Source organism: Bacillus glycinifermentans, from assembly GCF_001042475.2.
GTDB classification, from domain to species: domain Bacteria; phylum Bacillota; class Bacilli; order Bacillales; family Bacillaceae; genus Bacillus; species Bacillus glycinifermentans.
On record NZ_LECW02000022.1, the window covers coordinates 157,909 to 181,654 of the forward strand.

Consider the following 23,746-nt stretch of genomic DNA (forward strand, 5'->3'; position numbering starts at 1 on the left):
ATGCCTTCTTCAAAAACGGGGGCTTTTTCGGCCCGGCAAAACAACAGTTTAAAAAGGGGGAATTCGTAAAATGAAGATACGCAAAAAAACCGGATTTTCGATTTTAAGCCTGCTGCTGATCTTGTCGGTCTTTCTTTCGGCCTGCAACAGCGGCGAAGTCGGAGGGGAGCAGAAGGAAGGCAAATCTGACGGCAAACCGCAGCAGGGCGGAGACCTGATCGCCGGATCAACGGGGGAGCCGACGCTGTTTAACTCGCTGTATTCAACAGATGTGTCCAGCTCTGATATTGAAAGGCTCCTCTATAATACCCTTTTGGATACCAATGAAAAGCTGGAGGTCGAGAATCAGCTTGCCGAGGATGTAAAGGAGTCGGAGGACGGCCTGACGTTTGACGTCAAACTTAAAAAAGGCGTCAAGTTCCACGACGGCAAGGAAATGACCGCCGATGACGTCGTATTTACGTACAGCATTCCGATGAGCAAAGACTATGTCGGGGAGCGCGGCTCAAACTTTGAAGTGCTCAAATCCGTCACGAAAAAAGGAAAATATGAAGTCGAGTTTAAACTGAAACACCCTGACCCTTATTTTTACAATGTAACGATGACAAGCTACGGCATCCTGCCGAAGCACATCTTGAAGGACGTTCCGATCGGCGAACTCGGCGAGCATGAGTTCAACCGGAAAAAGCCGATCGGAACCGGACCGTTTAAATTCAAAGAATGGAAACAGGGGCAATACGTCAAAGTTGAAGCGTTTGACGATTATTTCGCGGGACGTGCGCATTTAGACTCGATCACGTATAAAATCATCCCGGATTCCAATGCAGCGCTGACACAGCTTCAAGCCGGAGATATCGATTATTTAGTCATTACGCCGGGATCTGACTATAAAACCGCGGAAAAATTTAATAATGTAAAAATCGAAACAGATTTAGGGTTGAATTACAGTTACATCGGCTGGAATGAAAAGAACGAGCTCTTTAAAGACAAGAAGGTCCGCCAGGCGCTGACGTATGCGCTCGACCGCCAGGCGATGGTCGACCAGGTTCTTGACGGAGACGGAAAAATCGCCAACATTCCTGAAAGCCCGCTGTCATGGAATTATCCGGACAGCGAATCCAAATTTAAAACGTTTAACCACGACCCTGAAAAAGCGAAGAAAATGCTGAAAGAAGCCGGCTGGTCTGATACGGACGGCGACGGCATTTTAGACAAGGACGGCAAAAAATTCTCCTTCGTCATCAAAACTAACCAGGGCAATAAGACGAGGGAAGACCTCGCAGTTGTCGTTCAGCAGCAATTGAAGGAAATCGGCATCGAGGCGAAGCCGCAAATCGTCGAGTGGAGCGCATTGATCGAACAGATGAATCCGCCGAATTGGGATTTTGACGCGATGATCATGGGCTGGAGCCTTGCCACATTCCCTGATCAAAGCAACATTTTCCACTCCAAAGAAGCGGAAAAAGGGCTGAACTATGTGTGGTATCAAAATAAAGAGCTTGATAAGCTGCTCGACGAAGCCAAAACGCTGAAAGACCGTGAAGATTATAAAAAGGCGTATGAAGAAATCTATAAAATATTGGCGGAAGATCAGCCGTACACGTTCCTGTACTACACGAATTACCACAGAGCGATGCCGGCCAACATGAAAGGCTTTGTCTTCCATCCGAAGGAAGATTTCTATAAAGCCGAAAACTGGTGGCTGGATCAAAAATAAAGGAAATTCCCTTAAGGGGAGGGAGGTTGTCAAGATGCTTCCTTCCCCTTCATTTTAAGAAATTAATCAAAAAGGGGATCAAAAATGGTTACATATATCATTCGCAGGACGCTCATGTCGATTCCGATCTTGCTTGGGATTACCATTTTGTCATTCGCGATTATGAAAGCCGCCCCGGGGGATCCGATGGCATTAATGATGGACCCGACGATCAGTGCGGCAGACCGGGAAAAATTCATCGAGAAATACGGCTTGAACGAGCCTGAGCACATTCAATATTTGAAGTGGCTCGGAAACATGGTTCAGGGAGATTTCGGCACCTCTATCGTCAGAAAAGGGATGCCTGTTACCGAACTGATATTTGCAAGGCTTCCGAACACGCTTTTATTGATGCTTGTTTCGACCATTCTCGCGCTTCTCATCTCGATTCCGTTCGGGGTGCTTTCAGCGAGGCGGCCATACTCAAAGCTTGATTACGGGATTACGTTTACATCGTTTATCGGACTTGCCGTCCCGAATTTTTGGCTTGGATTAATCCTGATTATGTTTCTTGCTGTTAATTTAGGCTGGTTTCCGACAGGCGGCGTCATGACGATCAATGCCGATTTCAGCTTGTGGGATCGCATCCATCACTTGATTCTGCCCGCTTTTGTACTCGCAACCGCTGATATGGCGGGACTCACGCGCTATACGAGGTCAAGCATGCTCGATGTGCTAAGGCAAGACTACATGCGGACGGCCAGAGCGAAAGGGTTTAAAGAAAACCGGGTCGTGTACAAGCACGGACTCCGAAACGGACTGCTGCCGGTGATCACGATTTTTGGACTGATGATTCCTTCCTTTATCGGCGGAGCCGTCGTAACCGAACAGATTTTCAGCTGGCCAGGCCTCGGAAAGCTGTTTGTCGATTCCGCTTTCCAAAGAGATTATCCGGTCATCATGGCCATGACCGTCATATCTGCCGTGCTGGTCGTCGTCGGAAATTTAATTGCCGATATTTTGTACGCAATCGTCGATCCGCGAATTGAGTATTAAAGGAGGGGACTAAGGTCATGACACAGCCAAACCCATCGGCGCCTTCACCGGAGATCAGGCTTCAGGAAAACGTCGCGCCGAAGCCGGAAACGATGACAAAAATCTTCTTTGAAAAGTTTTTCAAAAACAAGCTGGCGGTGGTCGGCGGAATTATTTTATCCATCATTATCTTGTCGGCTCTGTTTGCGCCGCTGATCGCTCCGTATCCGCCGGAGCAGCAGAATCTGCTGAACAAGCTGAAACCTCCGAGCGCCGAACATCTGATGGGAACGGACAAGTTCGGACGCGACATTTTCAGCCGTTTGCTGTATGGCGCCCAAGTATCGTTGCTGGTCGGCTTCGCTTCTGTGCTCGGTTCCATTACCATCGGCACCGTGGTCGGCGCCATAGCCGGCTATTTCGGCGGAATCGTTGATGCCATCATGATGCGGCTCGTCGACATCATATTGTCGATACCTGATATCTTCCTCTTGATTACGCTGGTGACGATTTTTCAGCCGGGCGTTGACAAGCTGATTTTAATCTTCGCCTTGACGAGGTGGACAACGACGGCGCGGCTCGTCCGCGGTGAGTTTTTATCCTTGCGGTCGAGGGAATTCGTTCTCGCTGCCAAAACGATCGGAACAAGGAGCCACAAGATCATTTTCTCCCACATCTTGCCGAACGCGATGGGACCGATTATCGTTGCTGCCACATTATCCGTCGGGACCGTCATTCTTTCGGAGTCGGCGCTCAGCTACCTCGGCTTCGGCGTTCAGCCGCCGATGGCGAGCTGGGGAAACATGCTACAGGATGCGCAAAACTTTACGATTATGATTCAGGCGTGGTGGTATCCGCTGTTCCCTGGACTCATGATTTTACTCACTGTATTATGCTTTAACTTTGTCGGGGACGGACTGCGCGATGCGCTTGATCCGAAGAATATTAAATGAACGAAGCCGGGGGATTTTACCCCCGGTTTTTTGCTGATTCGTTCTGCCATAATCTTTGCCTGATGGAATAAATTCTCTTCCCCTTGCCTATACTGTGGACAACAGTTTTTATAAAAGTGAGGGGTTAGAAATGTTATTTCTTCATGATGTGTGGGTGAATTGGTTTGAGGGAGAAGAAAATGGCTATAATGTCTGCCACTTTCACGAATGGCGGAAGGAAGACAGTGTTGAACTGCTTGACCAGGTGCCTTTATTAAGGGTTTCGCCCGTTTTGTTTCACTACATAGAAAATGACCTGTCAGAGCTTCCGGCGGAATTGTTAAACGATGTTCGTCAAAAAGCGTATATTCGCAAAAATCACGAACGGACACAGCTTGACCACTGTTTCGTTGTGACGGACGGCATCGGAATTCTCGCGGTTGATACGGCCGGCTATTCAATACCGGTCAGAAAAAGCCGACTCATTCCAAGGCAAGAGCAGCTTGTGTACGAAATGGTGAAGGACGTCGAGGCGCAGGAATACGAATTTTCGCAGGAAAAACTGAAATCTTCCAAAGAATACCACATTCTATCATTATCACCGGAGCATGTCAGAGGACTAACAAGAAAGGAACGCCAGCTCAAACAGCTTTTGTTCATGGCGCTTGATCAGCTGAAAGGTCTCAAAAACCGCGCTGAGATTGCCTACTGGTACACGGAATGGAATCCGTATATGTATGAGCAGATTAAACGGATGACATTTGAAGAAATCTGGGACATGCTTTTCAATGAAACGATCGACGGCTGGTCTGGTAAACACCGGGACTTTTGCGAGAATTTGATAAAAGGGCAGCCGTTTTTTGAAAAACTGTGGGAAATCGAAAATGAGTCTAAAGTCAACTAAATAAGAAGCAGAGAGGCTGTCGAGCATGCCGATGGCCTTTTTCGTTTGCTTCAGCGACATTTTATTAGAAAAGAAAAAGCTTTTGAATAAACGAGAAACCACTTTCCACGGCAAGGGAAAGCGGTTTTGTTATTAGCGTTTTTTGCGGCCGAGGCCCATCGCGTTCTCCATTTTTTTCAGCATTTTGTTTGCCGCTTTGTTTGCGCGCTCTGCGCCTTCATCGAGAATCCGGTCCAATTCCTCCGATTCGATCAGTTCGTAGTACCGGTCCTGAATCGGTGACAGCGCATTGACCACGACTTCGGCAAGGTCGGTTTTAAATTCGCCGTAGCCTTTGCCGTCGTACTTTGCTTCGAGCTCTTCGATGGAAACTTGTCCAAGGATCGAATAGATCGTCAGCAGGTTGGACACTCCCGGCTTGTTCTCCTTATCGTATTTGACGATTCCGTCTGAATCGGTGACGGCGCTTTTGATTTTTTTCTCCAGCTGTTTTGGTTCGTCAAGCAATGTGATGAACGCTTTTTGATTCGGATCTGACTTGCTCATTTTTTTGAGCGGATCGGCAAGCGACATAATGCGGGCGCCGACCTTCGGAATTTTCACTTCAGGTACCGTAAAGATGTCATTGTATTTTTTGTTGAAGCGCTCAGCCAGATTCCGCGTCAGTTCAAGATGCTGCTTTTGGTCTTCGCCGACAGGGACGACGTCTGTGCCGTACAACAGGATATCGGCCGCCATTAAAGGAGGATATGTCAGCAGCCCGGCAACGACGGCTTCTTTGCCCGCCGATTTGTCTTTAAACTGGGTCATGCGCTCGAGCTCGCCGATATAGGCGACGCACTGCAACATCCAGCCGGCCTGTGCGTGAGCAGGCACCTCAGACTGGATAAACAGCGTTGCCTTTTCTGGATCAAGGCCGATGGCCAAGTAAAGAGCGGCCAGATTGCGGATGTTTTTTCTCAGCTCGAGGCGGTCCTGCGGCACTGTGATCGCATGCTGGTCAACGATGCAGAAGTAGCAGTTGTAGTCGTCCTGCAGCTCGACGAATTGTTTCATCGCTCCGATGTAGTTGCCGAGCGTAACGGAGCCGCTCGGCTGAATTCCGGAAAATATCGTTTTCATGTGAATCCCTCTTTTCGTTTCAAAATAAAAAGGCCCACTCTTCCCTTAAAAAAGGGACGAATGAACCGCGGTGCCACCCTGATTATTTCATTATGGACAAAATGAAATCACTTTAGACGTTGTTAACGAAGCCTTCTCCGTCTGATCCTACTTAAAAAGCGTTCGGTCAGCTGCTCCAAAGCCCATTCCACATTCGCCATTATCCGCTCCCAGCAACGCGGACTCTCTTTAAATGGGGAGAAATGTGTACTCTTCTTTTTCAAAGCATTTTATTCATAATTTTATTATATATAAAATTGAAATAAAAGTCACCAGTGTTAAATAAAGAATCTTGTGAAAGCGATGAAAAACGTTTGCTTAATGGCCGGACGTCTTTATTGCGTATGGAGATTGTTATATGTAAAAAACGATTTTGACAGGATTAAGGAGCTTTTGATTTTAACGATGTTACGCTTTAAAACAGAGAAGTATCTTAAGAACTTTGGCAGAAAAGCTGACAAAGTTGAATTGTTTGAATAAAAAAATAATTGAAAATTAATATTGCAATAAATTATTCTATTAATTATAATGAATTTGTTCACTTCGGTGTTACAGGTTCTTTACATAATAAATATTCAGAAAAGACGAAACAAAGGAAAAAGTATGGCAAGTGGGCCTATTACTTTTTTATGATAAATCTGAATGTTGAGGAGTAAGGAACTAAAAAAATATCATCATAGGGGGGTTTCTCTTTGAAGAAGCGTTTGTCATTTATCAGTTTACTGCTTATGTTCACCCTCGTTTTGAGCGCTTGCGGTTTCAGCTCGAGCTCTGGAGACGGCGGCAAGAAAGACAGCAATGGAAAAGATACATTGAATGTCAATATTAAAACTGAACCGTTTTCATTGAATCCGGGCCTTGCAAACGATACAGTTTCCGCAAACGTGTTTCGCCAGACGTTCGAAGGATTGACAACGATTGGCAAGGACGGAAAGCCGGTCAATGCGGCAGCTGAAAAGATCGAAATCAGCAAAGACCAGAAAACATATACGTTTACAATCCGGAAAGATGCCAAATGGTCAAACGGAGATCCTGTAACAGCCGGGGACTTTGAATATGCCTGGAAGTGGGCGCTTAACCCGAAAAACGAATCGCAATACGCCTACCAGCTTTACTACTTAAAAGGCGGTGAAGCGGCAAACACAGGCAAAGGAAAGATTGATGATGTCGGCGTTAAAGCGGTCGATGACAAGACATTGAAGGTCGAGCTTGAAAAACCGACGCCGTACTTCACGGAACTTACCGCGTTTTACACTTACATGCCGGTCAATAAAAAAGTCGCTGAGAAACATCCGAAGTGGTATACGAAGGCTGATGAAAATTACGTTTCAAACGGACCTTTCAAAATGACGGCATGGAAGCACAGCGGGAACATCGTACTGGAGAAAAACGACCAGTACTGGGATAAAGATTCCGTAAAACTGAAAAAGATTAACATGGCGATGGTCAACGACCCTAACACAGGCCTGAACATGTATAAAAAAGGCGAGATTGACTTTGTAGGACTGCCTCTTGACGAGATTCCGACGGATGCGATCCCAAGCCTTAAAAAAGAAGGCTTGAACATTGATCCGTACGCAGGGGTGTACATTTATAAATTCAACACAGAATCTGCTCCGCTGAACAACGTCAACATCCGCAAAGCCTTGACATATGCGATCAACCGCGAAGCGATCGTCAAAAACATCACACAGGCTGAGCAGATTCCGGCGACCGGATTCGTACCTCCGGCAGTCACAGGATTTGAGTCAAACAAACCATACTACAAAGACCATGATGTTGCAAAAGCAAAAGAATATCTGAAAAAAGGCTTAAAAGAGCTGGGCCTTAAAAAGGCGTCAGATCTACCGAAAATCACGCTTTCTTACAACACGGATGAAGGTCATCAAAAAATCGCTCAAGCCGTCCAGGAAATGTGGAACAAGGATTTAGGCGTTAAAGTTGAATTGGGCAATGAAGAGTGGAACGTTTATATCGATAAGCTTCATTCAGGCAACTATCAAATCGGCCGATTGGGCTGGCTCGCCGACTTTAACGACGGCATGAACTTCCTTGAAACATACCGGGATAAAGAAGGCGGAAACAACGATACAAACTGGGAAAATGCGAAATATAAAGAGCTTCTCTCAAAAGCTTCAACCGAAACGGATGATCAAAAGCGCGTCGAGCTGATGAAACAAGCCGAAGGCATCCTGATGGATGAAATGCCGATCGCTCCGATCTACTTCTATACGATGCCTTACCTGCACGATAAGAGCTTAAAAGGCTTTGTTTTGACAGGTACAGGAGAGCTCTATTTCAAAACAGCGTATTTTGAATAAAACTGCATTAAAAAGTATATGGGGGCTCTAAAGGATTTTTCCCCCATATACTTTTATTTATGATAAGAGTTTAATAGACTGAAAATTCGGAGGTGTGTAAACATGATTAAATTTTTAGGCCGTCGTCTCGTTTATATGCTGATTTCTCTATGGGTGATTGTCACTGCTACCTTCTTCCTGATGAGATCGATACCTGGCGGACCATTTTCAGGCGAGAAGAAGCTTCCTCCTGCAATCGAAGCCAGCCTCAATTCATACTATGGTTTAGACCAGCCCCTCTTTAAACAATATCTCGACTATTTGGTGTCAGTAATGAAGTGGGATTTCGGGCCATCATTTAAATACAAAGGACAAACCGTGAACGAACTGATCAACTCCGGTTTCCCGATTTCTTTTACACTGGGAATGGAAGCGATTTGCCTTGCGCTTGCTTTCGGCGTGTTATTTGGCGTTATCGCAGCGCTGAAGCGCAATCAATGGCAGGATTATACAGCGATGATTATCGCTGTCATCGGCATCTCTGTACCGAACTTTATCATGGCCGCGCTGTTGCAGTATGTACTGGCGATGAAGCTGGGCTGGTTCCCTGTCGCACAATGGGAATCATGGGGCCATACCGTTCTGCCGGCGATCGCCGTGTCATCAATGCCGATGGCGTTTATCGCCCGGCTGACGCGTTCAAGCATGCTCGAAGTGCTTAGCAGCGATTACATACGTACGGCGAAGGCGAAAGGTCTTAGCACTGCAGCCATTACCGTCAAGCATGCGATACGGAACGCGATCATGCCGGTTGTTACATATATGGGACCGATGGCAGCATCTATTTTGACAGGGACGTTTGTCGTTGAAAAAATCTTCGGCATACCGGGACTCGGCATGCACTTCGTCACAAGCATCACGAACCGCGATTATACGGTTATCATGGGCGTCACCGTGTTTTTCGGCGCGATCTTACTGCTTTGCGTCCTCATAGTTGATATTTTATACGGCTTAATCGATCCGCGCATCAAACTGTTTGGCGCTAAGAAAGGGGAGTAAAAGGATGCAGCAAATACCTAAAGACATGTTTGAACCTGCAGCTGTCGACCATAGCGAAGCGGAGAAAATCTCCAAGAAAAACCTTTCTTTTTGGACGGACGTGTTTTTGAGATTTAAAGAAAACAAGCTTGCGATGTGCGGCCTTATCGTTCTCATTCTCATCGCGCTGATGGCCATCTTTGCGCCGGTGTTTTCAAGCTTTCATTATGATGAAACGAATTTGACCAATGCGAACAAACCGCCGAGCGGAGAGCACTGGTTTGGCACCGATGACCTCGGCAGGGACGTGTTTGTCCGCACATGGGTCGGAGCCCGCATCTCGCTGACAATCGGTCTTGCCGCCGCGCTGATCGACGTTTTGATCGGCGTCATCTGGGGTGCGATTTCAGGCATCAGAGGCGGACGCACTGACGAAATCATGATGAGAATCGCGGACATCTTATGGGCGATTCCTTCCTTATTGATGACGATCCTTCTTCTCGTCGTCATGGGAAAAGGGTTAATCACGATGATCCTCGCAATGGTCATTACAGGATGGATCAATATGGCGAGAATCGTGCGCGGACAGGTGCTCCAGCTTAAAAATCAGGAATTCGTTCTCGCTTCAAGAACATTGGGTGCGAAAAACTCGCGCATCATCAGAAAACACCTGCTTCCAAACATTATGAGCCCGATTTTGGTGACGATGACATTGACCGTCCCTACTGCGATTTTCTATGAAGCGTTCTTAAGCTATCTTGGCCTCGGCGTCCCGCAGCCGCTGGCAAGCTGGGGGACGATGGCGACAGACGGCGTGCAGGGCCTGGAATATTATCCTTGGCGTTTGTTCTTCCCGGCTACATTTATCTGCCTGACCATGTTTGCATTCAACGTTATCGGCGACGGATTGCGCGACGCTTTAGATCCGAAGCTGCGTAAATAAAGGAGTGAGAAAGATGAAACACTTACTTGAGGTGAAAGATTTAGCCATTTCTTTTAAAACATACGCCGGAGAAGTCCAGGCCATCCGCGGTGTCAACTTTCACGTTGACAAAGGGGAGACGCTTGCGATCGTCGGGGAATCCGGATCTGGAAAAAGCGTCACTTCACAGGCGATCATGAAGCTGATACCGATGCCTCCGGGCTATTTTAAGAGCGGACAGATTTTATTTGACGGACAGGATTTGGTGCCGAAATCGGAAAAAGAGATGCAGTCGATCCGCGGCAAAGAGATCGGCATGATCTTTCAAGACCCGATGACATCGTTGAATCCGACGATGAAAGTCGGCCGCCAGATAACAGAGGTTTTGTTTAAACACGAGAATATTTCCAAGGAAGATGCGAATAAACGTGCGGTAGAACTGCTCAGCCTTGTCGGAATTCCGATGCCTGAACGCCGCGTAAATCAATATCCGCACGAATTCAGCGGGGGAATGAGGCAGCGGGTCGTCATCGCGATGGCGCTTGCCGCCAACCCGAAGCTGCTGATCGCGGACGAACCGACGACCGCCCTTGATGTGACCATTCAGGCGCAAATTTTGGAACTGATGAAAGAATTGCAGAAAAAGATCGAAACATCGATCATTTTTATCACCCACGATCTCGGCGTCGTCGCCAACGTGGCCGACCGGGTAGCCGTTATGTATGCCGGACAGATCGTCGAGATTGGAACGGTTGACGAAATTTTCTACAATCCGAAGCATCCTTATACATGGGGTCTTTTAGCTTCAATGCCGAGCCTTGACAATGACGGGGATGAAGAATTGATGGCGATACCGGGATCTCCGCCTGATCTGACGAATCCGCCGAAAGGCGACGCGTTTGCATTAAGAAGTCCGTATGCGATGAAAATCGATTTTGAACAGGAACCGCCGATGTTTAAAGTATCTGATACGCATTATGTGAAATCGTGGCTCCTGCATCCGGATGCGCCAAAGGTTGAACCGCCTGCGGCTGTTAAAAGCAAAATGCGGGAGTTTAAAAATCAATACGTAAAACCGGTTCAAGTGAAAGAAGGTGAATGATATGGCAGAAAAACTGCTCGAAATCAAGAACTTAAAACAGCACTTCTCAACGCCCAAAGGAACGGTAAAGGCTGTCGACGGAATCACGTTCGACATCTACAAAGGGGAAACGCTCGGCCTTGTCGGAGAATCCGGCTGCGGAAAGTCGACGACAGGACGGACGATCATCAGGTTATATGAAGCGACTTCGGGTGAGGTGCTGTTTAAAGGAAAGAATGTGCACGGCAAAAAATCCGCCAAAGATCTTCTCGAGTTCAACCGGAAAATGCAAATGATCTTTCAGGACCCGTATGCTTCATTAAATCCGCGGATGACGGTGGCCGATATCGTCGCCGAAGGGATCGACATTCACGGCTTGGCAAAAACGAAGCAGGAGCGCCTTGCAAGGGTTCACGAGCTTTTGAAGCTGGTCGGCTTGAATGAAGAGCACGCCAACCGCTATCCGCACGAATTTTCCGGCGGTCAGCGGCAGCGGATCGGCATCGCAAGAGCGCTTGCTGTTGAACCTGAATTCATCATTGCCGATGAGCCGATCTCCGCGCTTGACGTGTCCATCCAGGCTCAGGTCGTCAACTTGATGAAGGATCTGCAAAAGGAGAGAGGATTGACATATTTATTCATCGCCCACGATTTATCGATGGTGAAATACATCAGCGACCGGATCGGCGTCATGTATTTCGGAAAGCTGGTTGAACTTGCGGCAGCCGAGGAATTATACGAAAATCCGCTTCATCCTTATACACAGTCGCTGCTTTCTGCGATTCCTCTTCCGGACCCGGATTATGAGCGCACACGGGTGAGAAAAACGTATGATCCATCCGTTCACAAGCTGAAAGACGGTGAACAGATGGAGCTTCGCGAAGTGAAGCCTGGGCATTTTGTAATGTGTTCCGAGGAAGAATTTGCAGCGTATCAGTCCAAATAAAAGCTTACGAGACAGCCGCGCAGGCTGTCTTCTTTTTTGTAAAAAAAACTGAAACTTTCGGGCCGAACATCCGTCTTAGTATATGTAAGCGCAACATGCTGCTTTGCTCCAGGAGGTTTGTTTAATTTTATGAGAAAGCGGGTATATCTAAGGTGTGAATCATAAAAGAACAGCCATAAGGAGTAGATGAATGAACTGGTATGAGAAGCTCAGCGAGTATTTTACCGTTGAAGAAATGAAGTCGAAAGAGCATATGGAAGCATTATTAAAGGAACGAGACGACATATACCATAAAGAAGAAGGCAGGCATCACGTTTTGATGTATGCCGAGTTTGATTCCTTTATTTTCATTGACTATTTATTCGTTTCAAAGGATGCAAGGGGCCAGGGGCTCGGTTCAAAACTGATAGAGGCTCTTAAAAAGAAAAACAAACCGATCCTTCTTGAGGTCGAACCCGTTGATGAAGATGATGCTGATACGGCGAAGCGGCTCAAATTTTATCAAAAGGAAAACTTTAAACACGCTGAGTCAGTCGGCTACCGGCGCCGGTCTTTGGCTACCGGCAAAGTAAACAAAATGGAGATCCTCTACTGGTCTCCGAAATCAAACACAGAAGAAGAAGTATTTGAAGCCATGAAAAAAACGTACGAAAAGATCCATACATACAAAGACGAAAAATGGTATGGAGAATCGTTCGAACACGTTGATGATGTCCTAAAGATCATTGACGAGGAAAAGCAGAAAAACATTTTCGATGAATTAAACTAAATGAGAATGAAATCCGGCTAAAAAAAGAAATGTCGCAGGATTGTCAAAAAATTTCTATTGCACACTGTTCACACTTACTTTTTTATAGTATAATACTCTATAAAGATTACTTCTTTAGAGTTATTTCAATTTAAGAATAAGCTGATTTCATTCTACTTTCCAAGGAGTGAAGAATTATGGTTACATTATATACATCACCAAGCTGTACGTCTTGCAGAAAGGCGCGCGCATGGCTGGAAGAGCACGATATCCCGTTTCAAGAAAGAAATATTTTTTCAGAGCCGTTATCAATTGATGAAATAAAAGAAATTTTGCGGATGACGGAAGACGGAACAGACGAGATCATTTCAACCCGTTCCAAAGTATTCCAAAAGCTGAACGTCAACCTTGAAACGATGCCGCTTCAAGAGCTGTATCAGCTGATCAATGAACATCCCGGCCTCTTGCGCCGTCCGATTATCATCGACGAAAAACGCTTGCAAGTCGGATACAACGAAGATGAAATCCGTCGTTTCCTTCCGCGCAAAGTCCGTACGTTCCAATTAAGAGAAGCACAGCGTCTGGCAAACTAAGGCCGGCCTGAGTGAAATGAAAGAAGGCTGAATCATTCAGCCTTCTTTTTAATGCTTTTCAATCGTCTGTTCGTAATAAATGCTGGCCAAAATGACAAAAATAACCGCAAGGACTGGAAACAGCATTTCAAGCGTACTGTGTCTGGCCATAAAGGATGACAGTTCCTGCTCCCTGACGATCATTTCACCGCCGGTGTATGCAAGGAGCCCGCTCCCTGCGTAGATGAGAAGCGGAAATTTGGAAAGAGCGGCCTGGATGAGCCTGCTGCCCCAAATGATGACCGGCACCGAAACCGCCAGGCCGATGACGACGAGCGTCAGGCGGCCTTGTGATGCGCCTGCCACAGCAATCACATTGTCAAGCGACATGAATAAATCGGCGATCACAATAATCCGAATCGCCTTCCACAAGGATGTCCCGCCTTTGACATGCTGGGCTTCCTTTTTTTCGATCAGAAGCTGATATCCTAAATACAGAAGGAAGATTCCTCCGATAAATTGCAGGTAAGGAACCGCAAGAAGATAAACCGCCAGAGTGGTCAGCATGATCCTCATCAAAATGGCAATGCCCGTGCCGATGATGATTGCTTTTTGCCTTTGCCGGGGAGGCAAACTCCGGCTCGCCATTGCAATGACGACCGCATTGTCGCCGCCGAGAATAAGGTCGATTCCGATGATGACAACAAACGGCATCAGTAATTCTTGTTCCATCAACTGGCACCTCGCTTTTTGCACCTCGCGTCATTTACTGCTTGTACAGCTAATATATGAGGCTCATTCAAAATTATGTTAAGCCCGGCAGCAATGCGTTTTTATTTCTTTTGCATCTTTTTTATCATAAAATAGAAATGAAAGATTGATCCTGCATAAGGTTAAGAAGTGGACGTAATGGGTAAAGTGTAGTAAAGTACAATTAATTGGGAGCTTAGTTATCCCTTCAACATCTTACAAAGAAGGGAAGGTTGGCAAATGGAAATCGAAAGAATAAATGAACATACGGTTAAGTTTTATATTTCCTACGGTGATATAGAAGACCGGGGGTTTGACAGAGAAGAAATCTGGTACAATCGCGAACGCAGTGAAGAGCTGTTTTGGGAAATGATGGACGAAGTGCACGAAGAAGAAGAATTTGCCGTTGAAGGCCCCCTTTGGATTCAAGTGCAGGCCCTTGACAAGGGATTGGAAATCATTGTGACGAAAGCTCAGCTTTCCAAAGACGGCCAAAAGCTTGAACTGCCGATTCCTGAAGATAAAAAGCATGACCCAGCAGAGGAGACGCTCGACGCATTGCTGGAAGATTTTCATAAAGAAGAACAAACCGAGGAGCAGAAACTTCAGTTTGTGTTAAGGTTTAACGATTTTGAGGATGTCATCTCATTATCAAAAGTGACCATCAGCGGCTGTCAAACGTCTTTATATACTCACGAAAACCGCTATTATTTATTCGTGGATTTCAACGAAATGCCTGATAAAGAGATTGAAAATCAGCTGAGCATTTTGCTTGAATACGCATCAGAATCTAAGATGACGATTCATATGCTGAAGGAGTACGGAACGCTGATTACAGCGGATCATGCTCTTGATACGATAAACAAATACTTTTCATAAAAAAAGCCGATTTCTTTTCGAAATCGGTTTTTTTGTGTTATAAAATCCTTTTTTCTCAAGAAGAAAAGGAGACGGTGCAAAATGCGTGGAATAGTTACGGTACAGAAAGGAGAGAGACAATGTGTTCAGCGCGATGATCGAAGGAGGTCATCTGATTTGTTTGGCAGATGGATACAAAGCTGATGAACTCAAACGAATAAGAAAGGAACATGTATTTTATTGCCCGGCCTGCCGCCAGCAGCTTGATCTCAAAGTCGGCGATATCAGGCTCCATCATTTTGCACATAAGCCGGATTCGGTGTGCCCTGTCCCCCATGAACCGGAAAGCCGTTATCATTTAAAAGGAAAACAGCTTCTTTACGAGTGGTTTAAGAAAGAGGGACTAAGCCCCGTTGTCGAACCGTATTTGAAACAGATCAGACAGAGGCCTGATTTGCTCGTGGACGGAGGGGAGCGCAAAATTGCCGTGGAGTTTCAGTGCGCCAATCTCAATAATACGGAGTATCGGCAACGATCGGCCGGTTTTCTGTCATTGGGCATTGACCCGTTTTGGATCATTGGCGGGAATCGGTTAAAGCGTTTATCAAACGGCTTTTTTCAGCTTTCCGGCTTCCATTGGCAGTTCAGCAAAGGAGATGTGATGCCCCCCAGGCTCGTATTTTTTTGCCCCGACCAAAAAGCCTTTCTCATCCTTGAGCATTTGATTCCGTTTTTGACAAATAAGACGTCTGCATCCATGCGGTTTCTTCCCCTGCAGCAAACAAAGCTGTACGGATTGATATCTTTAAAAAGTCGTTCTCCTCTTCAGTTTAATGGCTGGAAAAGGAACGTCCTCAGCTTTCGGACTATACCCCGGCGCTTTTTATCTAAAGAGTCAAAACAGATAGCTGCTCTGTTTTATGAAAGATTTCACATCCCACTTCCTCTTTTCCCGTCAGAAGTATTTCTCCCCGTATCTTCAGGCTATATTTTTGTCCAACCCGTTTATGTGTGGCAAGGCTACCTGTATTTGTTTTTCATGAAGCGCCCTTCCTTTCGCCTCCAATCAGCCGTCGCATATACGAATCAGCTGATCCGGAGCAATCGCCTGAAGCTGAGGTGGAATAAGCGTGAGAAAGCGGCGGACGCCGTCGGTGAATATGTCCGGTTATTGCATGAAAAAGGTTTTTTCATTAAAGAAAAAGACGTGTATTTTCCGCGCTGGCCGGCGCCTGCCGAGCAGCGGCTTGAGGAGCTGCTGAAGAGGGATGCCCGCTATTTTTCCGAATGATCATCAAGCCTTTCGTTCAATCTAAAGAAAGGAAGGTGGTGGCCGGTCTGTTTCGGATCAAAAGATTTGCATTTTGTTTTTTGTTTGCGGCATCCAGCACGTTTTTTTTCGCAAATGATTTGACAAAAGGCGGTGAAAAAACAGAAGATAAACACAACACAAGTTTATTGTACACCAATGGACTTGAAGCAAAGAAAGCGAGGGGATTTACAGTGGCTGAAGAAAATCAAACGAAAAAACTGCCTGCAAGAGATGAGGTGAAGCAAGAAGACACGTGGAGACTTGAGGATATCTTTTCATCCGATGAAGCTTGGAACAAGGAATTTCAAGCGGTCAAAGAGCTGCTGCCTAAGCTTTCCGAATTCAAGGGAAAGCTCGGTCATTCCGCCGACGATCTATATGAAGCATTGACATATCAGGACAAAGTCATGGAAAGGCTCGGCAAGCTGTATACTTACGCCCATATGCGCTATGATCAGGACACCGGCAATTCGTTTTATCAAGGGTTAAATGACAAAGCGTCCAACCTTTATACACAGGCTGCCAGTGCGACGGCCTACATGGTGCCGGAAATTTTATCGATACAGGAGGATAAGCTCCAGCAGTTCCTTTTGGAAAAAGAGGAACTGAAGCTCTACTCGCATGCGCTTGAAGAAATCAACAAAGAACGGCCTCATGTGCTGAGCGAAGAGGAAGAAGGGCTGCTTGCCGAGGCATCGGATGTTCTGTCATCGCCGTCCACAACATTCGGCATGCTCAATAACGCCGATATGGAATTTCCGGAAATTACCGATGAAGACGGAGAAAAGCGCCAGCTGACTCACGGGAACTACATCACCTTTTTGGAAAGCGAGAACCGCGACGTCCGCCGTGAAGCTTTCAAGGCGGTATATGATACGTACGGCCGTTTTAAAAACACGCTTGCATCGACTCTCAGCGGCGCTGTCAAAAAAGATAATTTTTATGCGAAGGTAAAGCACTATAAATCGGCGAGAGAAGCTGCGCTGTCGCGCAACAGCATTCCGGAAGAGGTCTATGATAATCTCGTCGAAACGATTAATAAATACTTGCCGCTTCTTCACCGCTATGTGGAGCTCAGAAAACAAGTGCTCGAACTGGATGAAGTTCACATGTATGACCTGTACACGCCGCTTGTAAAAGATGCCGGCATGAAAGTTACGTATGAACAAGCGAAAGATTACATGCTGAAAGGGCTCGCTCCTTTAGGGGAGGAATACTCGTCCATCCTGAAGGAAGGCTTGAACAACCGCTGGGTCGATGTTTACGAAAACAAAGGAAAGCGGAGCGGGGCTTACTCATCAGGAACATACGGAACAAATCCGTACATTTTGATGAACTGGCAGGACAACGTCAACAACCTGTTTACGCTTGTCCATGAATTCGGCCATTCCGTCCACAGTTATTATACGAGAAAGCATCAGCCGTATCCGTACGGGAACTACAGCATTTTCGTCGCTGAAGTCGCATCAACGACAAATGAAGCCCTTTTAGGGGACTACCTGCTGAACACAGTCGACGACGAAAAGCAGCGGCTGTATATTTTAAACCACATGCTTGAAGGCTTTAAAGGAACAGTTTTCAGACAGACGATGTTCGCCGAATTCGAACATGCGATTCATGTCAAAGCCCAGGAAGGCGAACCGCTGACTCCTGAGCTGCTGACAAGCATCTATTACGATTTGAACAAAAAGTACTTCGGAGAAAACATTGAAATCGATAAAGAAATCGGTCTTGAATGGGCAAGGATTCCTCATTTCTACTACAATTATTACGTATATCAATACGCGACAGGCTACAGCGCCGCACAGGCCCTGAGCCAGCAGATTTTAAAAGAAGGGAAGCCGGCTGTTGACCGCTATATCGAATTCTTAAAAGCCGGAAGCTCCGATTATCCGATTGAAGTACTGAAAAAAGCGGGTGTCGACATGACATCCTCAGAACCGATTGAAGCTGCATGCAAGAAGTTTGAAGAGCAGCTGAATGAAATGGAAGAGCTTCTCTTGAAATAACGAATAACTTTAGGGCTGCCGCCAAAACCGGCGGCCTTTTTCCAACAGGCGTCTAAAACCCTTTAAACGTTTTGCGGTGATTGAAGCGGCTGATCGTGTAAAGGATCGATATGAACAGCAGGGGAGACGTAATGTAGAGAGGGAGCATCTGCATCAAGCCTAAAATATTCAATAAGAAAAAAATAAAAATCAGTATTACCCCTATCACGATATGGAGCATAAAACCCCTCCTATAGACTGATAAATTTTTGAGAAGCAGAAAAACGCAAAAAGCAGTTCGAAACATCGTGAAAACCCGCGTTCTGACGCCATTTTTTCACATATGGACGGTCCTGTTTTCATCATATGTAGGACATCTACTTTTTATGTTTTGTGACAAATATGTGAAAAGTAATAAAATCAGTTGTCAAAAGTCGACATGATTTGATATTATAAAGATGTGAAATTGATCACAAACAAACATTTACCCCTTTGTTTGACCGTGAAAAATTTCTCCCATCCCCTTTGTTGTCGTTAAGACATAATAGAAACCGCGCTTATCCCGGCGCGGTTTCTTAATGCCTTTCGAAAGAACGTATGTTTGTGTTTTGGCCATAAAATAAACACGGGCAAGCCCGTGCTATTTTTATCATTTACAGAGCGGTCCGGCCCCGGCGTCTTCGTTTACAAAACGCCAAAACATGCCGTGCTTTGCCTCAACCCTTTTGACCTTTCCGGCAAAAGCGAGTTTTTTCATTTCGCGTTCCACTTGTTCGAGCGTCCAATCGTAAACCACGGCGATTTCTTTGTCGGCGACAAATTGAAAATATTCGACAAATATTTCAAGCGGCGGGGTTTGCGATGGCTTCGGCTCATCTCCAAGCATTTCGAAAAGTACTTCTTCGTAAATGTCATATGAATAATGTCCGGTTACTTTCAAGCCTTCTCCTTCGCGAACGCTGTTGAAAAAGGTGAGCGTCGGAACCGACGTGACTTCCATTTCGGCGGCGATTTTCATGTCGCATTGCAAGGCTTTCACCGCGCTTTGGGAATGAAGATCTTTTTTAAATTCCTCTGCATCGAGCTGCGTGCTTTCGGCGATATTGAACAGCACCTCTTCATCGGTAATATCCTGTTTGCTGAGGAATAGGCGCTCCTGCATGCTTCTTAAAAACTGCAATCCGGCTTTTCTTCCCTGAAGCTCCGCCGCTTTCAGCGCCAATGACGCCAGATATGGAGCGGAGAGGGGGTTTTCAAGCCAGAGGGTCCCGTCACAGGACATGCCCGACTTGCTTGCGATCTTTTCCCATGCTTCTGCGAGAAGGTGCTTTTTGCGTTTCTGAACATTTAACGCCGTAATGCTGCATACGGCGATGATGCGCAATGTAAAAAAACGTCCGTAGCGGATTTTTAATTTTTTGATAGCAGGCTCCAGAGCCCAGCATTCCGGGGATAAAGGATCGACAAACATATAGATTTCCATCGGCTTTTGCGGATGTCCATGGCAATGGGAGAAAAATTGGTCACGTTGATTAAGTGTCAATGCGAACCATCCTCCATTTTAGGCTGGTTTACCATATGCCTGGCTGTCAACGTCAATCTCTCGAAAAGAAAGTCCCTGATATCGCCCTGCAAACCGACATGATCCATTGCCTCTTTCATACACGACAGCCAGGCATCCGCCCGTTCCGGAGTGATCGGAAACGGAAGGTGCCGTGCTCTCAGCATCGGATGTCCGTGCTCTTCCGTATAAAGCGGCGGGCCGCCCAAATATTGCGTTAAAAATTGTTTTTGTTTTCTCGCCGTTTCCGTTAAATCGTCCGGAAATATGGGGTGTAACAGCGGATGCCGTCTCACGCGCTCATAAAAAGTATCAACAAGTTGCGATAGAAGTTCTTCTCCAATCGCTTCATAAGGTGCGTTAAACGATTGTCCCATGTTGACTACTCCTTCTAATATGGCTAATAGGAAAAAAAGACGGTTCCTATTGCAAAAAAATATTTATGTTGTTCATCATTTATTATTTCACGATTGTATATACTTATTTTAGCAACCCTCAGCTCATTCTACAAACAAACCGACTCAGAGCGCATGAGGGAATCATTGTTTTTGTACCAAATATCATATCATAACCGCTTGTTAAATGTGTATTATTTAAACGGGGAGGATAAATTTGAAAGTTTTAAGAAGCTATAAAAAACCGGAAAGGAATCCTTTCCGGCTTATGCGTAGTAATTTGCAGTGATGTTTTTTACATAATTTTGCGTTTCTTTGAATGGAGGAATGCCGCCGTACTTTTGGACGTTTCCGGGACCGGCGTTGTACGCCGCCAGTGCGAGAGAAACGTTTCCGCTGTAGCGGTCAAGCATTTGCTTTAAATATTTTGTTCCGGCTTCAACATTTTGTACGGGATCCAAGGCGTTTGTAACCCCGAGCGATTTTGCGGTTGAAGGCATGAGCTGCATCAAGCCCATGGCGCCGGCCGGACTGACGGCCTTCTGCTGATAGCCGGATTCCTGTTTAATGACCGAGTGAATCAGCTTTTCATCTACGCCGTATTTTTCAGCGGCTTTTTTGATGATGTCATCGATATTTTTGTTCTGTCCGCCGAAAGACACCGAACTGGTGCTTGCTGATGGCGATGGGTCGCTTACTGTTTTGTCCGAGGTCAAAGCCTGGGAAGTCCCGATTTGAGCCGAAGGAATCGATTCCGCATGTACAGCCGGAACCGTTCCTGTCCCTGTCTGCAAAGTTCCGGCATTTGTTAAGTATTGATTTAAAATCGAACTGAAATCAAAGCCCGTATCTTCTGAACCGCTGTCAGACGCTTGATAAAACGACCGTAATGCCTGAAGTTCCAAAAGGGCGGTCAAATTGTTGATGTTCATTATGTTCCCACCTTAATTATTTTTCACTTTTTGCTCATAAAAACGGACGATTTTGTTTTTCGTATCGCGTTTCGGGATGCCGAATGTTTTCAAAAGTTTTGCGAAATCAAGCTTTCCCTGTTCATAGTCTGCGACTTCGAATTCAATTTCGTAGTCCTCTACTTGTAAGTATCGGCTGTGATCTAAAACAATTAAGCCCTCAGGCAGTTTTTTTTCTGCTCGGTCTGTCGTAAGCGTCCCGAAATACCCGAGATCTCCCGGTTCGATGCCGAGATCTTGCAGACGGTCGAATACGTGCCCTTTCGGAATGTGAAAATGCTCAAAGTCCGGTTTTGACGGCAGTGTCTGGTGGGTTTCCGTCAATCCAACAGGCGCCGGCTCTTTCAGCGTTAACACGTGCCGGCCCTGCTTTTCGCGAATTCTTAAAGCAGCTCCCTTTTCTTTCAGCGAAAAGGCCGCTGTATCGTAATAATGATTATGCTGCGCGACAAATTGATCCTGAGTGAATTGATAATATGATTTTAATTGCTCGAATTCTTCTTTTGTCAGCATGTTTTTAAATTCTATTTCAAGTTCCTGGCTCATCTTTTCGTTTTCATCCTCTCAGCCGCTAAAAAATCATTTTTCTTATTATCTCTTGGGCATGAACGTTTATCAATATCGAACTTGATATGATAAAATAAATCTGTACTTTTATCGCAAAGGAGAACATTATGCAGAACAGAATTGAGATAACAGAAGCAGATCTCTTGGATGACCGGCTCGTATTGACCAGCGGAATCAAGGATGAAGAGAAGCGGAAACCGACCGGACGCATGCTTGCGGACTCTGATTATTTTGCATTTGTATACATACTGGAACAAGGCGATTCTTTTCAATACGCCATTTTAAATGAAAGCATATGGCCCGATATGAAATCGGCCCTTGATCGACATATTCCCGTGTTTTTGAATATCGGAAAGGAAGAGCTGGAGCTTGAGGGGTTCCATGCAGAGCTACAGTATCTGATCGATAATATTAAAGATAATGCAAATTATGGCGAAGAAATGGAAGAGAGAGTGAAACGGGCATTCCTCTAGAAAAAAGGCGATGAAATTGGGGGAAGGTTTATGGATGAAAAACAATGGGAGCGTTTTTTAGCACCGTACAGGCAGGCTGTTGAAGAGCTGAAAGTAAAGCTGAAAGGGATCAGGGCGCTTTACGAATACGAAGAAGAGCATTCGCCCATAGAGTTTGTGACGGGAAGGGTGAAGCCTGTTCCGAGTATTTTGGAAAAGGCGAAACGGAAAAACATCCCGCTCGATGATATCGAAAGCATGCAGGATATTGCGGGACTCAGGATTATGTGTCAATTCTTTGAGGATATCCACATCGTCAAACAGATGCTTCTGGCGAGAAAGGATTTCACGGTCGTGGATACGCGCGATTATATTGCGGAACATAAAGAGAGCGGCTACCGTTCCTACCATCTTGTGATTTTATATCCTCTGCAGACGATAAACGGAGAAAAGCAGATTTTGGTTGAAATTCAAATCAGAACGCTGGCCATGAATTTTTGGGCTACGATTGAGCATTCTTTAAATTATAAATACAGCGGCAACATCCCGGAAAAAGTGAAATTAAGGCTCCAAAGGGCATCTGAGGCGGCTTCAAGGCTCGATGAAGAAATGTCTGAGATCAGGGGTGAAATCCGGGAAGCCCAGGCGGCTTTCTCGCGAAAGAAAAAGGACGAGGATGACGGCTAGGGGAAAGGAGAAAAAAGATGAAATTTGCGGTATCGTCAAAAGGAAATCCGGTCTCTGATACATTGAAAAGCAGAATTCAAACGTACCTGCTCGACTTCGGCCTTGAGTGCGACGAAGAAGAGCCCGATATCGTCATTTCCGTCGGAGGGGACGGAACGCTTTTATACGCGTTTCACAAGTACAGCAGCCGCCTCGATAAAACGGCATTTGTCGGGGTTCATACCGGCCACCTCGGCTTTTATGCAGACTGGGTTCCGGACGAGATTGAAAAACTGGTGATCGCGATTGCGAAAACGCCGTTTCAGATTGTCGAATATCCGATCCTGGAAGTGATCGTCCGCTATAATAACGGTGGAAAGGAAGCAAGGTACCTGGGGCTTAATGAGTGTACGATTAAAAGCATCGAGGGTACGCTCGTCACAGACGTCGAGATAAAAGGGGAGCTGTTTGAAACGTTTCGCGGCGACGGGCTCTGCCTGTCGACGCCTTCAGGCAGCACGGCGTACAACAAGGCGCTCGGCGGGGCGATCATCCACCCGTCGATCAGGGCGATCCAGCTCGCTGAAATGGCGTCTATCAACAACCGCGTGTTTCGGACGGTCGGCTCGCCGCTCATTTTGCCTGAGCATCATACATGCGTGATCAAACCACTTAACGATGTGACCTTCCAGGTTGCGGTTGATCACTTAACATTGCTGCATAAAGACGTCAAATCGATTCAATGCCGCGTCGCGAGCGAGAATGTCAGGTTTGCGAGATTCCGTCCGTTTCCGTTTTGGAAAAGGGTGCAGGAATCCTTTATCGGCAAGGGAGAATAGGAAGGTTTGCCGTGAGCGATTTTTCTTTGAGACAAACGATAACAGCAAAAGA

General features: G+C 46.0%; 24 protein-coding genes, 1 pseudogene and 1 other annotated feature. Of the genes and pseudogenes, 18 read left to right on the plus strand and 7 right to left on the minus strand.

Annotated features, from left to right (window positions below; genetic code table 11):
- The first annotated feature begins 70 nt into the window (after positions 1-70).
- The 4 genes from AB447_RS14560 to AB447_RS14575 all read left to right on the plus strand — a co-directional run bounded on the left by AB447_RS14560 (position 71) and on the right by AB447_RS14575 (position 4,567).
- Positions 71-1,717, plus strand: coding sequence for a peptide-binding protein (locus AB447_RS14560; protein ID WP_048355066.1), 1,647 nt, complete (start codon positions 71-73; stop codon positions 1,715-1,717).
- A gap of 84 nt (positions 1,718-1,801) precedes the next feature.
- Positions 1,802-2,752 carry an ABC transporter permease gene (locus tag AB447_RS14565; protein ID WP_057957621.1) on the plus strand — a complete coding sequence of 317 codons (951 nt, stop codon included), beginning with the start codon at positions 1,802-1,804 and terminating at the stop codon, positions 2,750-2,752.
- A 17-nt stretch (positions 2,753-2,769) separates the two neighbouring features.
- Positions 2,770-3,684: an oligopeptide ABC transporter permease gene (opp4C, locus tag AB447_RS14570; RefSeq protein ID WP_048406106.1), complete on the plus strand. Its 915-nt coding sequence runs from the start codon at positions 2,770-2,772 to the stop codon at positions 3,682-3,684.
- A 130-nt stretch (positions 3,685-3,814) separates the two neighbouring features.
- Positions 3,815-4,567, plus strand: coding sequence for a YjbA family protein (locus tag AB447_RS14575; RefSeq protein ID WP_048355065.1), 753 nt, complete (start codon positions 3,815-3,817; stop codon positions 4,565-4,567).
- Positions 4,568-4,699: 132 nt separating this feature from the next.
- On the opposite strand, the gene trpS is transcribed toward AB447_RS14575, so the two are convergent.
- Positions 4,700-5,689 carry a tryptophan--tRNA ligase gene (trpS, locus tag AB447_RS14580; protein WP_048355064.1) on the minus strand — a complete coding sequence of 330 codons (990 nt, stop codon included), beginning with the start codon at positions 5,687-5,689 and terminating at the stop codon, positions 4,700-4,702.
- A 49-nt stretch (positions 5,690-5,738) separates the two neighbouring features.
- Positions 5,739-5,961: a binding site (T-box leader), on the minus strand.
- A gap of 459 nt (positions 5,962-6,420) precedes the next feature.
- On the opposite strand from trpS, the gene AB447_RS14585 reads away from it, so the two are divergent.
- From AB447_RS14585 to spxA, 7 genes are all read left to right on the plus strand, one after another.
- Positions 6,421-8,049 carry a peptide ABC transporter substrate-binding protein gene (locus AB447_RS14585; protein ID WP_048355062.1) on the plus strand — a complete coding sequence of 543 codons (1,629 nt, stop codon included), beginning with the start codon at positions 6,421-6,423 and terminating at the stop codon, positions 8,047-8,049.
- Positions 8,050-8,151: 102 nt separating this feature from the next.
- A complete protein-coding gene (locus AB447_RS14590; RefSeq protein WP_048355061.1) occupies positions 8,152-9,087 on the plus strand; it encodes an ABC transporter permease in 936 nt (311 codons plus the stop codon).
- A 4-nt stretch (positions 9,088-9,091) separates the two neighbouring features.
- Positions 9,092-10,009, plus strand: a complete 918-nt coding sequence (locus AB447_RS14595; RefSeq protein ID WP_046131216.1) for an ABC transporter permease — start codon at positions 9,092-9,094, stop codon at positions 10,007-10,009.
- Between the two features lie 13 nt (positions 10,010-10,022).
- A complete protein-coding gene (locus tag AB447_RS14600; protein WP_046131215.1) occupies positions 10,023-11,090 on the plus strand; it encodes an ABC transporter ATP-binding protein in 1,068 nt (355 codons plus the stop codon).
- A gap of 1 nt (position 11,091) precedes the next feature.
- A complete protein-coding gene (locus AB447_RS14605) occupies positions 11,092-12,015 on the plus strand; it encodes an ABC transporter ATP-binding protein (protein ID WP_046131214.1) in 924 nt (307 codons plus the stop codon).
- A 190-nt stretch (positions 12,016-12,205) separates the two neighbouring features.
- Complete coding sequence (locus AB447_RS14610; protein WP_046131213.1) at positions 12,206-12,784, plus strand: GNAT family N-acetyltransferase; 579 nt, start codon at positions 12,206-12,208, stop codon at positions 12,782-12,784.
- Positions 12,785-12,960: 176 nt separating this feature from the next.
- Positions 12,961-13,356, plus strand: coding sequence for a transcriptional regulator SpxA (gene spxA / locus AB447_RS14615; RefSeq protein ID WP_046131212.1), 396 nt, complete (start codon positions 12,961-12,963; stop codon positions 13,354-13,356).
- 48 nt (positions 13,357-13,404) lie between these two features.
- Here spxA and AB447_RS14620 read toward each other — a convergent pair whose 3' ends face one another.
- Positions 13,405-14,067, minus strand: coding sequence for a TerC family protein (locus AB447_RS14620; RefSeq protein WP_048355060.1), 663 nt, complete (start codon positions 14,065-14,067; stop codon positions 13,405-13,407).
- 151 nt (positions 14,068-14,218) lie between these two features.
- On the opposite strand from AB447_RS14620, the pseudogene AB447_RS25865 reads away from it, so the two are divergent.
- The 4 genes and pseudogenes from AB447_RS25865 to pepF all read left to right on the plus strand — a co-directional run bounded on the left by AB447_RS25865 (position 14,219) and on the right by pepF (position 18,264).
- A pseudogene (locus AB447_RS25865) lies at positions 14,219-14,344 on the plus strand (hypothetical protein).
- Positions 14,326-14,964, plus strand: a complete 639-nt coding sequence (gene mecA / locus AB447_RS14625; RefSeq protein WP_048355059.1) for an adaptor protein MecA — start codon at positions 14,326-14,328, stop codon at positions 14,962-14,964. Before AB447_RS25865 ends, mecA begins: the two are co-directional and overlap by 19 nt.
- Before the next feature lie 121 nt (positions 14,965-15,085).
- On the plus strand, positions 15,086-16,234 hold the full coding sequence (locus AB447_RS14630; RefSeq protein ID WP_048355058.1) for a competence protein CoiA: 1,149 nt from the start codon (positions 15,086-15,088) through the stop codon (positions 16,232-16,234).
- A gap of 212 nt (positions 16,235-16,446) precedes the next feature.
- Positions 16,447-18,264: an oligoendopeptidase F gene (gene pepF / locus AB447_RS14635; protein WP_281503742.1), complete on the plus strand. Its 1,818-nt coding sequence runs from the start codon at positions 16,447-16,449 to the stop codon at positions 18,262-18,264.
- Positions 18,265-18,316: 52 nt separating this feature from the next.
- On the opposite strand, the gene AB447_RS26315 is transcribed toward pepF, so the two are convergent.
- The 5 genes from AB447_RS26315 to AB447_RS14655 form a co-directional block, all read right to left on the minus strand.
- Positions 18,317-18,484, minus strand: a complete 168-nt coding sequence (locus AB447_RS26315; RefSeq protein WP_046131207.1) for a hypothetical protein — start codon at positions 18,482-18,484, stop codon at positions 18,317-18,319.
- Positions 18,485-18,892: 408 nt separating this feature from the next.
- Positions 18,893-19,726: a ClpXP adapter SpxH family protein gene (locus tag AB447_RS14640; RefSeq protein WP_411801466.1), complete on the minus strand. Its 834-nt coding sequence runs from the start codon at positions 19,724-19,726 to the stop codon at positions 18,893-18,895.
- A gap of 56 nt (positions 19,727-19,782) precedes the next feature.
- Positions 19,783-20,181 carry a globin domain-containing protein gene (locus AB447_RS14645; protein WP_046131205.1) on the minus strand — a complete coding sequence of 133 codons (399 nt, stop codon included), beginning with the start codon at positions 20,179-20,181 and terminating at the stop codon, positions 19,783-19,785.
- 284 nt (positions 20,182-20,465) lie between these two features.
- Positions 20,466-21,131, minus strand: coding sequence for a lytic transglycosylase domain-containing protein (locus AB447_RS14650; protein WP_048355690.1), 666 nt, complete (start codon positions 21,129-21,131; stop codon positions 20,466-20,468).
- 12 nt (positions 21,132-21,143) lie between these two features.
- Positions 21,144-21,716 (minus strand): CYTH domain-containing protein, encoded by a 573-nt coding sequence (locus AB447_RS14655; RefSeq protein ID WP_046131203.1) that lies wholly within the window; start codon positions 21,714-21,716, stop codon positions 21,144-21,146.
- 128 nt (positions 21,717-21,844) lie between these two features.
- Here AB447_RS14655 and AB447_RS14660 point away from each other — a divergent pair, with 128 nt between their 5' ends.
- Genes AB447_RS14660 through AB447_RS14670 form a run of 3 tightly spaced genes read left to right on the plus strand, consistent with a single transcriptional unit; the run spans position 21,845 to position 23,694 of the window.
- Positions 21,845-22,210, plus strand: a complete 366-nt coding sequence (locus AB447_RS14660) for a UPF0738 family protein (RefSeq protein ID WP_048355691.1) — start codon at positions 21,845-21,847, stop codon at positions 22,208-22,210.
- Between the two features lie 30 nt (positions 22,211-22,240).
- Positions 22,241-22,876 carry a GTP diphosphokinase gene (yjbM, locus tag AB447_RS14665; protein ID WP_046131201.1) on the plus strand — a complete coding sequence of 212 codons (636 nt, stop codon included), beginning with the start codon at positions 22,241-22,243 and terminating at the stop codon, positions 22,874-22,876.
- A gap of 17 nt (positions 22,877-22,893) precedes the next feature.
- The gene (locus tag AB447_RS14670) at positions 22,894-23,694 is read left to right on the plus strand and encodes an NAD kinase (RefSeq protein ID WP_046131200.1); all 801 of its coding nucleotides are present in this window, start codon (positions 22,894-22,896) and stop codon (positions 23,692-23,694) included.
- Positions 23,695-23,746: the final 52 nt, after the last annotated feature.